The sequence below is a fragment of the Cupriavidus sp. CER-90 genome, assembly GCF_057652055.1.
The window spans coordinates 705,953-719,169 of sequence record NZ_JBYGYM010000001.1 but is presented as its reverse complement, the minus strand read 5'-3'; the positions used below and the strand labels follow the sequence as shown (position 1 = coordinate 719,169).

Annotated in this window: 12 protein-coding genes and 1 pseudogene; 4 read left to right on the top strand and 9 right to left on the bottom strand. The window is 64.9% G+C overall.

Translation table 11 applies throughout. The annotated features are described in order from the left end of the window. The first annotated feature begins 14 nt into the window (after positions 1–14). Entirely contained in the window at positions 15–770 is a 756-nt protein-coding gene (locus AC24R4_RS03205; protein ID WP_487522207.1) for an SDR family NAD(P)-dependent oxidoreductase, read from the top strand. Positions 771–876: 106 nt separating this feature from the next. On the opposite strand, the gene AC24R4_RS03200 is transcribed toward AC24R4_RS03205, so the two are convergent. From AC24R4_RS03200 to hppD, 3 genes are all read right to left on the bottom strand, one after another. After that, positions 877–2,073, bottom strand: a complete 1,197-nt coding sequence (locus AC24R4_RS03200) for an amino acid aminotransferase (protein ID WP_400395320.1) — start codon at positions 2,071–2,073, stop codon at positions 877–879. A 66-nt stretch (positions 2,074–2,139) separates the two neighbouring features. Continuing rightward, entirely contained in the window at positions 2,140–3,528 is a 1,389-nt protein-coding gene (locus AC24R4_RS03195) for an amino acid permease (RefSeq protein WP_400395318.1), read from the bottom strand. A 193-nt stretch (positions 3,529–3,721) separates the two neighbouring features. Beyond that, on the bottom strand, positions 3,722–4,795 hold the full coding sequence (gene hppD / locus AC24R4_RS03190; protein WP_400395316.1) for a 4-hydroxyphenylpyruvate dioxygenase: 1,074 nt from the start codon (positions 4,793–4,795) through the stop codon (positions 3,722–3,724). A gap of 206 nt (positions 4,796–5,001) precedes the next feature. On the opposite strand from hppD, the gene AC24R4_RS03185 reads away from it, so the two are divergent. Together AC24R4_RS03185 and AC24R4_RS03180 are read left to right on the top strand one after the other, a co-directional pair. Then, positions 5,002–5,475: an Lrp/AsnC family transcriptional regulator gene (locus tag AC24R4_RS03185; RefSeq protein WP_153948748.1), complete on the top strand. Its 474-nt coding sequence runs from the start codon at positions 5,002–5,004 to the stop codon at positions 5,473–5,475. A gap of 294 nt (positions 5,476–5,769) precedes the next feature. Further along, positions 5,770–6,291: a hypothetical protein gene (locus AC24R4_RS03180; RefSeq protein ID WP_487522206.1), complete on the top strand. Its 522-nt coding sequence runs from the start codon at positions 5,770–5,772 to the stop codon at positions 6,289–6,291. Between the two features lie 103 nt (positions 6,292–6,394). On the opposite strand, the gene AC24R4_RS03175 is transcribed toward AC24R4_RS03180, so the two are convergent. Continuing rightward, positions 6,395–6,721 carry a thioredoxin family protein gene (locus AC24R4_RS03175; protein ID WP_153948749.1) on the bottom strand — a complete coding sequence of 109 codons (327 nt, stop codon included), beginning with the start codon at positions 6,719–6,721 and terminating at the stop codon, positions 6,395–6,397. Positions 6,722–6,800: 79 nt separating this feature from the next. Next, on the bottom strand, positions 6,801–9,134 hold the full coding sequence (locus tag AC24R4_RS03170; RefSeq protein WP_400395841.1) for an ATP-dependent DNA helicase: 2,334 nt from the start codon (positions 9,132–9,134) through the stop codon (positions 6,801–6,803). A 116-nt stretch (positions 9,135–9,250) separates the two neighbouring features. On the opposite strand from AC24R4_RS03170, the pseudogene xth reads away from it, so the two are divergent. After that, positions 9,251–10,027 (top strand): annotated as a pseudogene (gene xth / locus AC24R4_RS03165) (exodeoxyribonuclease III); the annotation flags it as partial. A 338-nt stretch (positions 10,028–10,365) separates the two neighbouring features. Here the strand turns inward: xth and AC24R4_RS03160 are convergent. The 4 genes from AC24R4_RS03160 to AC24R4_RS03145 all read right to left on the bottom strand — a co-directional run bounded on the left by AC24R4_RS03160 (position 10,366) and on the right by AC24R4_RS03145 (position 13,204). After that, positions 10,366–10,971 (bottom strand): TetR/AcrR family transcriptional regulator, encoded by a 606-nt coding sequence (locus tag AC24R4_RS03160; protein ID WP_400394925.1) that lies wholly within the window; start codon positions 10,969–10,971, stop codon positions 10,366–10,368. Positions 10,972–11,200: 229 nt separating this feature from the next. Beyond that, on the bottom strand, positions 11,201–11,650 hold the full coding sequence (locus AC24R4_RS03155; protein ID WP_400394926.1) for a copper resistance protein CopQ: 450 nt from the start codon (positions 11,648–11,650) through the stop codon (positions 11,201–11,203). 392 nt (positions 11,651–12,042) lie between these two features. After that, positions 12,043–12,738 (bottom strand): fumarylacetoacetate hydrolase family protein, encoded by a 696-nt coding sequence (locus AC24R4_RS03150; RefSeq protein WP_400394927.1) that lies wholly within the window; start codon positions 12,736–12,738, stop codon positions 12,043–12,045. A 43-nt stretch (positions 12,739–12,781) separates the two neighbouring features. Continuing rightward, the gene (locus AC24R4_RS03145; RefSeq protein WP_029050737.1) at positions 12,782–13,204 is read right to left on the bottom strand and encodes a VOC family protein; all 423 of its coding nucleotides are present in this window, start codon (positions 13,202–13,204) and stop codon (positions 12,782–12,784) included. Positions 13,205–13,217: the final 13 nt, after the last annotated feature.

Here is a 13,217-nt window from a genome sequence, read left to right as displayed (position 1 = left end):
GAAAGGAACAGATCATGAGCAAGCGACTGGAAGGCAAGATCGCCCTGGTAACTGGCGGCACGAGCGGCATCGGCCTGGCCGCCGCACAGGACCTGGCCCGGGAAGGCGCGAAGGTGTATGTGACGGGCCGCCGCGCCGCGGAACTGGACAAGGCCGTGGCTGCCATCGGCCATGGCGCGGTGGGCGTGCAGGGCGACGTGACCCGCGAGGCCGATCTCGATGCGCTGGTCAAGACGATCCGCGAGGGCGATGGGCGGCTGGACGTGCTGTTCGCCAATGCCGGCGGCGGCACCATGGCGCCGCTGGGCGAGATCACGGCGCAGCATTTCGACGATACGTTCCATCGCAATGTCCGCGCCGTGGTGTTCACGGTGCAGAAGGCCCTGCCGCTGATGGGCAAGGGCGGTTCCATCATCCTGACCGGCTCGATTGCCGGATCGACCGGCACGCCGGCGTTCAGCATCTACAGCGCCTCGAAGGCGGCGGTGCGCGGCCTGGCCCGCAGCTGGGTGCTGGACCTCAAGGATCGCGGCATCCGCGTGAACGTGGTGAGCCCCGGCTCCACGCACACGGTGGGCCTGGCCGAGCTGGGCGGCGACACCAAGGCGGGCCAGGACGGGCTGCTGGGCTACCTGGCCTCGCTGGTACCGATGGGCCGCCTGGGCGCCCCGGAGGAAATCGCCCGCGTGGTGACGTTCCTGGCGTCCGACGATTCGAGCTTCATCAACGGCGCCGAAATTGCCGCCGATGGCGGTCAGGCGCAGGTCTGAGCGGCAGGCATGGTTCGGACGATATCGTCCGGGCAACGCAAACAGCCACCCGAGGGTGGCTGTTTGCGTAAAACGCGAAGGCGCGTCGAAGGGGGCGGCCCAGCTATCAGCCCTTCAGCACCTGGCCGATGGCGTTCGCCACCACGCCGACGTTGCGTTCGTTCAGGCCGGCCACGCACATGCGGCCCGAGCGCAGCACGTAGACGCCGTGCTCGTTCTTCAGGCGGTCCACCTGGTCGGCCGACAGGCCGGTGTAGGTGAACATGCCGCGCTGCTTGATGTAGCGCGACAGCTTCTCGCCGCTGACATGCTCGCGCAGCTGGTCGTGGATGGCCTGGCGCATGCGCGTGATGCGCTGGCACATGGCGGCCAGTTCGGTTTCCCAGCTCTGGCGCAGGGCCGGCGTGGTCAGCACGCGGGCCACCACGCGGGCGCCGTGGGTGGGCGGGTTGCTGTAGTTGGCGCGCACGGCGCCGGTCAGCTGGCCCAGCACGCGGCTGGCTTCGTCGGCGCTCTGGCAGATCACGGAGAGACCGCCGCAGCGTTCGCCGTACAGCGAGAAATTCTTCGAGAACGAATTGGCCACCAGCGCGGGCACGTTCTGGCGGGCCAGTTCGCGCACGGCAAAGGCGTCGTCATCCAGGCCCGAGCCAAAGCCCTGGTAGGCCATGTCGACAAACGGCAGCAGCTTGCGGGCCTTCAGCACGCCGATCACCCGGCGCCACTGGTCTTCGTTCAGGTCCACGCCGGTCGGGTTGTGGCAGCAGGCGTGCAGCAGCACGATGCCGCCCTGCGGAATGGCGTCGATGGCCGCCAGCATGGCGTCGAACTTGAGGCCGCCGGTTTCGGCGTCGTAGTACGGGTAGGTATTGACCTGGAAGCCGGCGCGCTCGAACACCACGCGGTGGTTTTCCCAGCTCGGATCGCTGATCCACATTTCCGCCGTCGGGAAATAGCGCTTCAGGAAGTCGGCGCCCACGCGCAGCGCGCCCGAGCCGCCCAGTGTCTGCAGCGTGGCGATACGGCCTTCGGCGCGGGCGGCACAGTCCTCGCCGAACACCAGCGCCTGCACGGCCTGGCGGTAGGCGGCGATGCCGGCCATCGGCAGGTAGGGGCGCGGGCCCATGTCCGACAGCAGCGCGGCTTCGGCTTCGGCCACGGCCTGCATGACGGGCAGGCGGCCTTCGTCGTCAAAGTAGATGCCGATGCTCAGGTTGACCTTGTTGGTACGCGGGTCCTGCTGGAAGTCCTCGTTGAGCGAGAGGATCGGGTCACCGGGAAAGGCTTCGATGTGTTCGAACATGGGATGCGTCTGGCTTGCGGGTTCAGTGGAGGGCGGCCCGGTGTGCGCACGGGCCGCTCAGGCAGGTTACTGGATCTGGGCGCTCGCGGCGGGCATGGCCGAACCGGCGCTCTTCTGCCGGAGGCGATAGCTTACGCCAAGAATGACCAGCCAGACCGGAATCAGGTAGACCGAAATGCGCAGGCCCGGGGTCAGGAACATCACCCCCAGGATGCCGGCCAGGAAGACCAGCGTCACGTAGTTGGTCAGCGGATAGCCCAGGCTCTGGAACGCCGTGGTCTTGCCTTCGGCGCGCTTGGCGCGGCGGAACATCAGGTGAATGATGCTGATCATGGCCCAGTTGATGATCAGGGCCGACACCACCAGACCCATCAGCAGTTCGAAGGCTTCGCCCGGCATGAAGTAGTTGACCAGCACGCACAGGCCGGTGGCCAGGGCCGATACGCCCAGCGCGGCCAGCGGAATGCCACGACGGTTCACCTTCATCAGCGCACGCGGGGCGTTGCCCTGTTGCGCCAGGCCCAGCAGCATGCGGCTGTTGCAGTAGACGCCGCTGTTGTAGACCGACAGCGCTGCCGTCAGCACCACCACATTCAGCACCGTGGCCACGATGTCGCTGTTCATCGCATGGAAGATCAGCACGAACGGGCTGCCGCCGGTGACCACCTTCTGCCACGGGTACAGCGACAGCAGCACGGCCAGCGCGCCAACGTAGAAGATCAGGATGCGGTAGATCACCTGGTTGGTGGCCTTGGGAATGCTCTTGCCCGGGTTGTCGGCCTCGGCGGCGGTAATGCCCACCAGCTCCAGACCGCCGAACGAGAACATGATCACGGCCATCGCCATCACCAGTCCGCCCAGCCCGTTCGGGAAGAAGCCCCCGTGCTGCCACAGGTTGGCTACGCCGGCTTCGGGGCCGGCGCCGCCGGTGCCCAGCATGTAGCCGCCAAAGCCGATCATGCCGACAATGGCCGCGACCTTGATGATCGAGAACCAGAATTCCATCTCGCCGAACGACTTCACGCTGGCCAGGTTGATGGCGTTGATGACGACGAAGAAGCCCAGGGCCGATACCCATGTCGGGATGCCCGGCCACCAGTACTGGACGTAGATGCCCACCGCCGACAGTTCGGCCATGCTGACCAGGATGTACAGCACCCAGTAGTTCCAGCCGGACATGAAGCCGGCAAAGTGGCCGCAATACTTGTTGGCGAAGTAGCTGAACGAGCCGGCCACCGGTTCGTCGACGACCATCTCGCCCAACTGGCGCATGATGAAGAACGCGACGATGCCGGCCAGCGCGTAGCCCAGCAGCACGGATGGGCCGGCCAGCTTGATGGTCTGGGCAATGCCCAGGAACAGGCCGGTGCCGATGGCGCCGCCTAGCGCAATCAGCTGGATATGGCGATTCTTCAGGCCACGCTTGAGCGTGCCTTGGCTATCGGAAGCATGCATTGGGGTGTCTATCCTCTACCCATTCTTGTGGAATGGCGGCGCGCCTCTTTGGGGTTGGGCGCTTTGAAAAAACGCCGGCGCGGGTAACGCCGGACGCGGGGGTGCGCGCCGGCGAAAACCCGAGAGTTTACCGGCACACGCTTGGAAACGCAGAAGAAACGGGTCAGCCCGGTTCAGCGCCGGGCCGGATGCGTCACACCTTCAGCGTGCCGCGCTCGATCTGGTCGCGCTCGAGTGATTCGAACAGCGCCTTGAAGTTGCCTTCGCCGAAGCCGTCGTCCCCGGAACGCTGGATGTATTCGAAGAACACCGGGCCCAGCACGGTCTTCGAGAAAATCTGCAACAGCAGACGCGGCCGGCCGCCTTCGGTGGTGCCATCCACCAGGATGCCGCGGGCCTTGAGCTGGTCCACCGGCTGGCCGTGGCCCGGCAGGCGGGTGTCCAGGGCCTGGTAGTAATAGTCGTTCGGGGCGGTCATCAGTTCAACGCCGGCCAGTTGCAGGCTGTCGATGACGTCGATCAGGTTGTCCACGGCAAAGGCGATGTGCTGGATGCCTTCGCCGTTGAACGCCATCAGGAATTCCTCGATCTGGCCGGCCCCCTTGGACGATTCCTCGTTCAGCGGAATGCGGATCTTGCCGTCCGGCGCGGTCATCGCCTTCGAGGTCAGGCCCGTGTACTCGCCCTGGATGTCGAAATAGCGGATTTCGCGGAAGTTGAACAGGCGTTCGTAGAAGTTGGCCCAGTAAGCCATGCGGCCACGGTAGACGTTGTGCGTCAGGTGGTCGATCAGCTTGAGGCCGTGGCCCTTGGGATGGCGGTCCACGCCGTCGATGTATTCGAAATCGATGTCATAGATCGACTTGCCGTCCTCGAAACGGTCGATCAGGTACAGCGGCGCGCCGCCAATGCCCTTGATGGCCGGCAGGCGCAGTTCCATCGGGCCCGTGGCGATCTCGACCGGCTGGGCGCCCAGCATCAGCGCGCGGTTGTACGCCTTGTGCGAGTCCTTGACGCGGAAGGCCATGCCGCAGGCGCTGGGGCCATGCTCGGCGGCGAAATAGGCGGCTTCGCTATGCGGCTCGTTGTTGACGATGAAGTTGATGTCGCCCTGGCGATACAGCACCACATCCTTCGAGCGGTGACGGGCCACCAGCGTAAAGCCCATCTTCTCGAACAGCGGTTCCAGCACGTTGGGGGTGGGCGAGGCGAATTCAACGAACTCGAAGCCCATCAGTTGCATCGGGTTTTCAAACAGGTCGGCCATGATCGGAGCACCTCGGGGGCGAGAGAGGGGATGGAAATATTATTTCGGTGAGGCAGCCGCGCGAGTGGCTTGGGGGACGCTTGGCGCGCTGCATGACGTGAGGAAATTGTAGAACCCGCCCCGCTAAATAGGATTTCGTAAGGCACGCAGGGAAACCCTGAAAGATGAGATAAGATTTCGTCAAACCGCCATCTCAGGAAATCAACATGCAGCAAACCGACCTCGACCGCATTGATCGCCGCTTGCTGGCCGAACTGCAGGAACATGGGCGCGCCACCAACCTGGAACTGTCCGAGGCGATCAACCTGTCACCGGCCCAGACGCTGCGCCGCCACCGCCGCCTGGAAGAGGGCGGCATCATCAAGCGGTACGAGGCGCGGCTGGACAGCACGGCGCTCGGGTTCGGCGTGACGGCGTTCATCCACGTGACGATGGAACGCGGCCATATTCGCGATTTGTCCAAATTCAAGGGGCTGGTGGCGGAACTGGCCCAGATCCAGGAGTGCTTCTCCGTGACCGGCGACATCGACTACGTGCTGAAGGTGGTGGCCAAGGACCTGAAGTCGCTGTCCGACTTCCTGCTCGACACCCTGATGCGCATCCCCGGCGTGAGCGGCGTGAAATCAAGCGTATGCCTGGACGAAATCAAGTGCACCAGCGCGATGCCGCTGGATTTGTAAGTAGGGCCGCGGATGCACGCCTGAAAAGCCCGCCATGTGCGGGCTTCTTGTTTCGTTGGGCTGTGAAAATCAGAGATATGCGATTTTTTGTGAGCGGCACCTCGTGCTAGAGATGTGGGGCTTTTCCAAAATCTCTCGGAGGTCAGAAATGTCACACGCTCGCAGCACAAAAAATCGGCCCTATGGGCGGATGATCAATCTGGACAAGGTTCAGGTGGAACGATGAGAGAGATTCGATTTTTGGAAACTCGGAAATGAATGGTTGAAAGTTTCCAGAGGAAAGGAGTACAGGTAATGCGAATCGCCCCGGCTGTACTGTTTCTCGTCGGTTTTCATTCCATTGCCCAGGCGCAGCCGCCGCAAGCTGTCGTCGAAAGTTGTCTTCTCGGGCATTCAACCACTGCCGGAATTTCTGTCGCGATGGGCGCGAGCGGGCATCAGGTTATTGAAGACGTTCCTGGCTACCGCCGGACGTGGCCAGAGCGATTGCCCGGGATTCGCGTCGGATATGCCATCAGCCAGGACGGGGATAACGATTATGTGTTTGTGGGCCGCCGCCGTGGGTATGTCCGACGGGCCATTCCGCTGACGCAATGGCAGCCTGCGCCATTGGAAAACCCATTGCGCGCAGAATATGGCGTCGTGACACAGGGAAAAAGCCGCTACGCATGCGTGGTGGAAGCCACTGGACAGGGCTCCGCAGCTTTCCTCATGGCCGGGTACATCGGCCAATTTGTACCAGCCAAGGATAAGGCCATACAACTCTACTATGCGGTAGCGGACACCAAGACGTTCAAGGGATTCAAGTCAGATTGATTTTGCGGTTGCCGAGTAGAAACAGCCCGCCGTAGTGCGGGCTGTTTGTTGTCGATCCCGTTCAGCGGGACAAAGCGAACCCGGTGTCGGGGGCTTTGGGCAATCACTGGTCGATCTTGCGCATGGCCTCGGTGATGTCCCGGGTGTCGTTCGGGCGCACCAGGCGCGCCACCTCCTTGCCGTCGCGCAGGAACACCAGCGTGGGCCAGAGCTTCACGCGGAACGAGCGGCCCAGCGGGCGGCCGCTGCCGTCCTCCACCTTGATGTGGTCGATGGCCGGGTGCTGGCCGAAGGCCGATTCGATCAGCGGTTGCGCGCGCTGGCAGAAGCCGCACCAGGGGGTGCCGAACTCCAGGATGGTGGCGCCGCGCAGCGCATCGATCTCGTCGCGCGACGGCTCCGTCGTGGCAAAAGTGTGGGTCATGCTCATCGGTTGGGGCTCCGTCGATACATGGGTCTGGTGATGGTCTGATGCCCGACACGCGATTTCCGCGCCAGCGGCGTAGCCGTCATTCTGCCAGCGACAGCGGGCGCGCGTGCGCCGGCGGCCCGGTAAGAATTTCCCACCATGCCGGCAAAAGCGCCTGCACTTCGGCGCGCGCATAGCGGTCGTCGATCAGCCAGACCACGCCGCGGTCCTGCTGGGTGCGGATCACGCGGCCGGCGGCCTGCACCACCTTGCGCAGGCCCGGATACAGGTAGGCGTAGTCGTAGCCTTGTCCGAACACCGTTTCCATGCGCTCGCGCAGCTGCTCGTTGACCGGATTGATCTGCGGCAGGCCCAGCGTGGCCACGAAGGCACCGATCAGGCGGTCACCGGGCAGGTCCACGCCTTCGGAGAACACCCCGCCCAGCACCGCGAAGCCGATGCCCTGGCCGCCGGGCGCAAAGGCATCCAGAAACGCTGCCTGGCCAGCTTCGGTCATGCCACGCGCCTGCGACCAGGCAGGAATGCCGGGGTGCTGCTCGGCCAGCAGCGCCGCCGCCTGCTGCAGATAGTCGTGGCTGCTGAAAAACGCCAGGTAGTTGCCCGGGCGCCGCGCAAACTGGTCGGCCATCAGTTGCACGATGGCGGGCAGCGAGCGCCGGCGCTGTGCGAAGCGCGTGGAAATATGGCGCGCGACGTGTACATCGAGCTGCTCGGCCCGGAACGGCGACGGCACTTCCACGCCTACCGCGCTGGCGGGCAGCCCCAGCAGGTTGCGGTAGTAGTCGGCGGGCTGCAGCGTGGCCGAGAACAGGGTGGTCGAATGCGCGCCCGCGAAGCGCGGGGCCAGGTAGGGCGCGGGCAGCAGGTTGCGGATGCACAGGTCGGCGTCGAAGCCAGTCCGCTTGCGCGGCGTGCGCGTGATGTCGAACAGCGAATGCTTGCCGCCGTATTCGGCCATCTGCTCGGCCAGCCGCAGGAAATGCATGGCGTCGAAATAGAAGCGTTCCAGCGCGGCGTCGTGCCGCTGCGGATGGTCGCTCATGTCGTCGATGATGGCCGTGCAAAGCTGCACCAGCGCCTCGACGAACGCGGCGGGCTCCGCGTCGCGCGTTTCGTACGGGGCATCGCCGGACTTGGCCAGCGCATGCCACTGCCGGTAGACGCGGTCCATCGGCCGCTTCAGCGCCGCCGGCGCGGCCAGCCGCACACCCCGGAACGCCGCATGGTCAAGCGTGGACGTGTACATCGCACGGCCCCGGTCCACGAGGTTGTGCGCTTCGTCCACCAGCACGCTGACGCGCCATTCGTTCATCGCGGTCAGCATGTACAGCAGCGCGCTGCGGTCGAAGTAGTAGTTGTAGTCGCCAACCACCAGATCGCTCCAGCGGATCATCTCCTGGGCCAGGTAATACGGGCAGACCTGGTGCGCGCGGGCGATGTCGCGCGTGGTGGCGCGGTCCAGCAGCGGCGCGCGACTGGCGGCGTCGCGGGCGGCGGGCAGGCGGTCGTAGAAGCCCTGCGCCAGCGGGCACGATTCGCCGTGGCAGGCCAGGTCGGGGTGTTCGCAGGCCTTGTCGCGGGCGGTCAGCTCCAGCACGCGCAGCGGCGTCTCGTCGGCGTTCTGCCTGAGCTGCCGTGTGGCATGCAGCGCCACGGCGCGCCCCGTGGATCGGGCCGACAGGAAGAACACCTTGTCGATACGCTGCGTCGGCATGGCCTTGAGTGCCGGGAACACCGTCCCGATCGACTTGCCGATGCCCGTCGGCGCCTGCGCCAGCAGCGTGCGCGCCGACGCGTTGGCCTTGTAGACCGATTCCGCCAGCAGGCGCTGCCCTTCGCGGAACGTGCCGTGCGGGAAGGCCAGCGCGGCCAGCCCGGCGTCGCGGCCCGTGCGATGCGCGGCCTCGCGTTCGGCCCAGTGCATGAAGCGGCGGCAGCTGTCCTCGAAGAATGCGCGCAGCGCCTCGGCCTCGAACCGTTCCTTGAGCACGCGTTCCTGCTGGCTCACGATGTCGAAATACACCAGCGCCACGTCGATCTGCTTCAGTTCGCGCGACTGGCACAGCAACCAGCCGTAGATCTTGGCCTGGGCCCAGTGCAGCGCCTGGTGATTCTGCGGAATCTCCACCTTCTGGCCGCGCACCGTCTTGATTTCTTCCACACGGTTGGTCACGGGGTTGTAGCCGTCGGCCCGCCCGCGCACCCGCAGGCCCTCGAAATCGCCCGACAGGGCGACCTCGGCCTCATAGCCCGGCCCGCGCCGGCTTGTCACCACGCCATGCCCGGCCACGCCTTCCTGCCCGGTGGGCGAAGGTGTGAAGCGCAGGTCGAGGTCGCCCGCCCTGGCCGTGAAGTCGCACAAGGTGCGCACGGCGACTGTATAGCGGGGCGGGCTGTTGGATGTGGCGGACAAGACGCAAATGGGGGCAAGGATCGCGGGACTGTATGAATATACAGTGATCGGACACCGACAGGAAATTCTGGCGCGCGAATCTAAGATGGAAACCGGCCTGAAAGGAGAACGTTCCGATGCATCCGCTCAAGATCGCCACCTTCAATATCAATGGGGTACGCACGCGCCTGCAGGCGCTGCTGAACTGGCTGGAACGCGAGGCGCCCGACGTGGCCTGCCTGCAGGAGCTGAAGACGGTGGACGAGGGGTTTCCGATCGACGAGATTCGCGCGGCCGGTTACGGGGCGATCTGGCACGGCCAGAAGTCGTGGAATGGCGTGGCGATCCTGGCCAGGGGCGCCGATCCCGTTGAGGTGCGGCGCGGGCTGCCGGGCGGCGACGAGGACTCGCAGAGCCGTTACCTGGAAGCCGCCGTCGAGGGCGTGCTGATCGCGTGCCTGTACCTGCCCAACGGCAATCCGCAGCCGGGCCCGAAGTTCGACTACAAGCTGGCATGGTTCGAACGGCTGATCCGCCATGCGCAGACGCTGCTGGAGAGCGGCCACCCGGTGGTCATCGCTGGCGACTACAACGTGGTGCCCACCGATGACGACATCTACAACACGCGTTCATGGCTCAAGGACGCGCTGCTGCAGCCGGAAAGCCGCGAATGTTACCGGCGCCTGCTGGCGCAGGGCTGGACCGATGCGCTGCGTGCGCGCTATCCCGACGAGAAGATCTACACGTTCTGGGATTATTTTCGCCAGCACTGGCAGACCAATTCGGGGCTGCGGATCGACCATCTGCTGCTGAGCCCCGGCCTGCGGATGCGCGATGCCGGCGTCGACAAATGGGTGCGCGGCGAGGAGAAGGCCAGCGATCATGCGCCGGCATGGGTGGTGATCGACGCTGGCGGCGGGGAGCCGGCCGGGAAGGCGACGAAGGGGGCGGCGAAGACATCCACCACGAGGAAGGCGGCGGCGAAGGCGGCGGCGACGAAGGCGGCCCCGAAGAAGGCGCCCGCAAAGAAGGCGCCCGCAAAGAAGGCGCCCGCAAAGAGGGCGGCCGCGAAGAAGGCTGCAACCGGGAAAGGCGCCTCGTAAACAAACGAAAAAACGTAAACGAAAAAAATCGCCGGAGGACGATCCCGGCGTCGGAGAAATTGGGTGACGCCCGTCGCGAGAGCGGACGGCGGGCGTCGGGCGCCTGAACCGGGGCGCCCAGAAAACTGTTCAGGCCAGGCTGGTCATCATCAGGCCATCGCCGGTTCGTGCTCGGTCACTGCGCACATCGAACCGCGCACGGCACCCAGCAGCATGTCGGCCGCGGCGTCCAGCCGGTCACTGGAGCCTGACATCCGCGCGGTGATGATGCCGTTCTGGATCGCGCCATACAGCACCTTGGCCAGCAACTGCGGCGGCACCGGGTACGGCTGGCCGCGTTCGGCTTCGGCGCGGCGTAGCAGGTTCGCGATCCAGGTTTCATTTGCCTGGAAATGTGCCTGCAGGTAGCTGCGGATCGCATCGGGCAGTGCCAGCACCTCGGCGGACAACATGCCGGCCAGGCAGATCTGGTTCAGCTCGATATCGTTGCGCAGCGGGCCCACATATCGCTCGGCCTGCTCGATCAGCGGCAGCGATGTGTCGATGGCCGCCAGCCGGGCCTGCGAGCGTTCACGGTACAGGCGCACCACTTCCAGCACCAGATCGTCCTTGGCCGGGAAGTAGTAATGGATGCTCGATGTCTTCACGCCTACCAGCTCCGCGAGGTCGCGGTAGCTGAAACCGTTGTAGCCCCGTTGCCGGATCAGCACGGAGGCGTGCTCGAGCAATTGATCGCGTACGGAATGCGTTTTCATGTCAGCTGTCCGCGCCTTTTGTGGCGATGGACCCTCCGGTTGTTCGCCCGCCCGGCCTTTCAGATGGACAGGTTCTGCGCAACCAGCGAGAGGACTGCGCCGCTGGTGAGGCAGAGCACCACCCAGCCGCCCAGGATCAGGGCTGTGTCACGCAAGGTCATGATGAAGCTCCAGGTATCTGTTCCGGCCATGTCCCGGGGATCTCCCGGGACATGGCCGTGGCGGGGGCTCAGGCGAGGGCGCCGTCGGTGTACACGTCAAAGCTGCGCGACGGTTCGGACGAGACACCCGTGCGGTCCAGGCCGGCGACGGTGCGGGCACCATCGGTGTACGGGTCGAACTTGTCGATCTTGGCGCCGTCGGTGAACGGGTCGGCCTTGCCGACGCGCGCACCGTCGGTGTAGGCGTCGCGGTTGCCGATGCTGGCCACCAGGCCGTCGCGGTTGGTCACGCGGGCACCGTCGGTGAAGGCGTCGCGGTTACCAATGCGGGCGCCTTCGCTGAAGGCATCGAACTTGCCCTGGCGGGCGCCATCGGTAAATGCGTTACGTTGGTCTTGCACGCGATAGCTGTAACCGTAGACTTCGCCGGTCTTTTGCGCGGCGGGAGCGGCCTGGACAGCGCCAGTCACAAAGGCGGCGGCGAGGGCGGCGGCGGTAACGAGGGTCTTGGCGTTCATGATGCTCTCCTTGGCAAGGTCGGCGATTCCGGTTCGTGTGTGGATCGCTGGCCGATGTCTGTGCTGCGAATCAGCGGTCTTTTTTCTTGCTGCTATCTACTGCTAGATAGATACGCTGCGCTAAAAAAAAGACCGCTTCCGGTGCTGACAAATAACCTGCTTGGATTCGGCTGCGCTGCTTGTTGCGTTTGCTGCGTTGCGTCGTCCATGGCTCGAATATTATCTACTACTAGATAGATAAGCAAGGAGAATTTGAAGAAATTCCGATGTGCCGGGTGGAGGGTTTGCTCTAGGCAAGACGGCTCACGAGGCTAACTTGCTGAATTCAAAAGAAAAAGCGGGGATGCCGGTTGCGCCGACATCCCCGCCTTGGGTCAGCCGTAGGGCCCGGCTTACCGCTTGCCGATCGTGAAAGCGATCTCGCCGACACCTTCGACGCCAGCCGTCACGGCGTCACCCGGGTTCAGCGCACCCACGCCTGCCGGGGTGCCCGTAAAGATCAGGTCGCCCGGCTGCAGTGTCATGGCTTCGGAGATATACGCGATCACGTCGGCCACGGGCCAGATCAGTTCGGTCAGGTCGCCTTGCTGGCGCGTTTCGCCGTTGACCTTGAGCCAGATGGCGCCCTTGGCCGGGTGGCCGATTTCCGACGCCGGTTGCAACGGGCCACACGGGCCCGACGCGTCGAACGACTTCGACCAGTCCCACGGGCGGCTCATCTTCTTGGCCACGTCCTGCAGGTCGCGGCGCGTCAGGTCCACCCCCACGCCGTAGCCCCACACCAGATCCAGCGCCTGCTCGGGTTTGACATTGGCGCCGGCCTTGCCAATGGCCACCACCAGTTCGATCTCGTGATGCAGGTTTTCGGTCAGCGGCGGATACGGCACGACGCCTTCGGCCGCCACCACGGCGTCAGCCGGCTTGGTGAAGAAAAACGGCGGCTCGCGGTCGGGGTCCTTGCCCATCTCGCGGGCGTGCGCGGCGTAGTTGCGGCCCACGCAGAACACGCGGCGGATCGGAAAACGGGCCTGGCTGCCGGCGACGGCCACGCTGGCCTGCGGCGCGGGTTGGATCACGAAATCGGTCATGTCTCGCTCTGTCTCGCTATCAGTGGGGAGGGATTGCCGCGGATTACTTCGCAAATACCTGGCTCAGGTCGCCAAACGCCTTGAATTCGAGGGCGTTGCCCGACGGGTCCAGGAAGAACATCGTGGCCTGCTCGCCAACCTGGCCCTTGAAGCGCACGTGCGGTTCGATCACGAACTTCGTGCCGGCGGCGCGCAGCTTGTCGGCCAGGCGTTCCCATTCGGCCATCGGCAGGATCGCGCCGAAATGGCGCACCGGCACGTCGTCGCCATCCACGGCACTGGTGGCGCGATGGCCGCATTCGTCGGGCGACAGGTGCGCCACGACCTGATGGCCGTAGAAATTGAAATCGACCCAGGCGTCGGAACTGCGCCCCTCGGGGCAGCCGAGCAGGTCGCCATAGAACTGGCGTGCGGTGGCGAGATCGTGCACCGGGAAAGCAAGGTGGAACAGGGGAATGGCGCTCATCGCTGTGACTCTT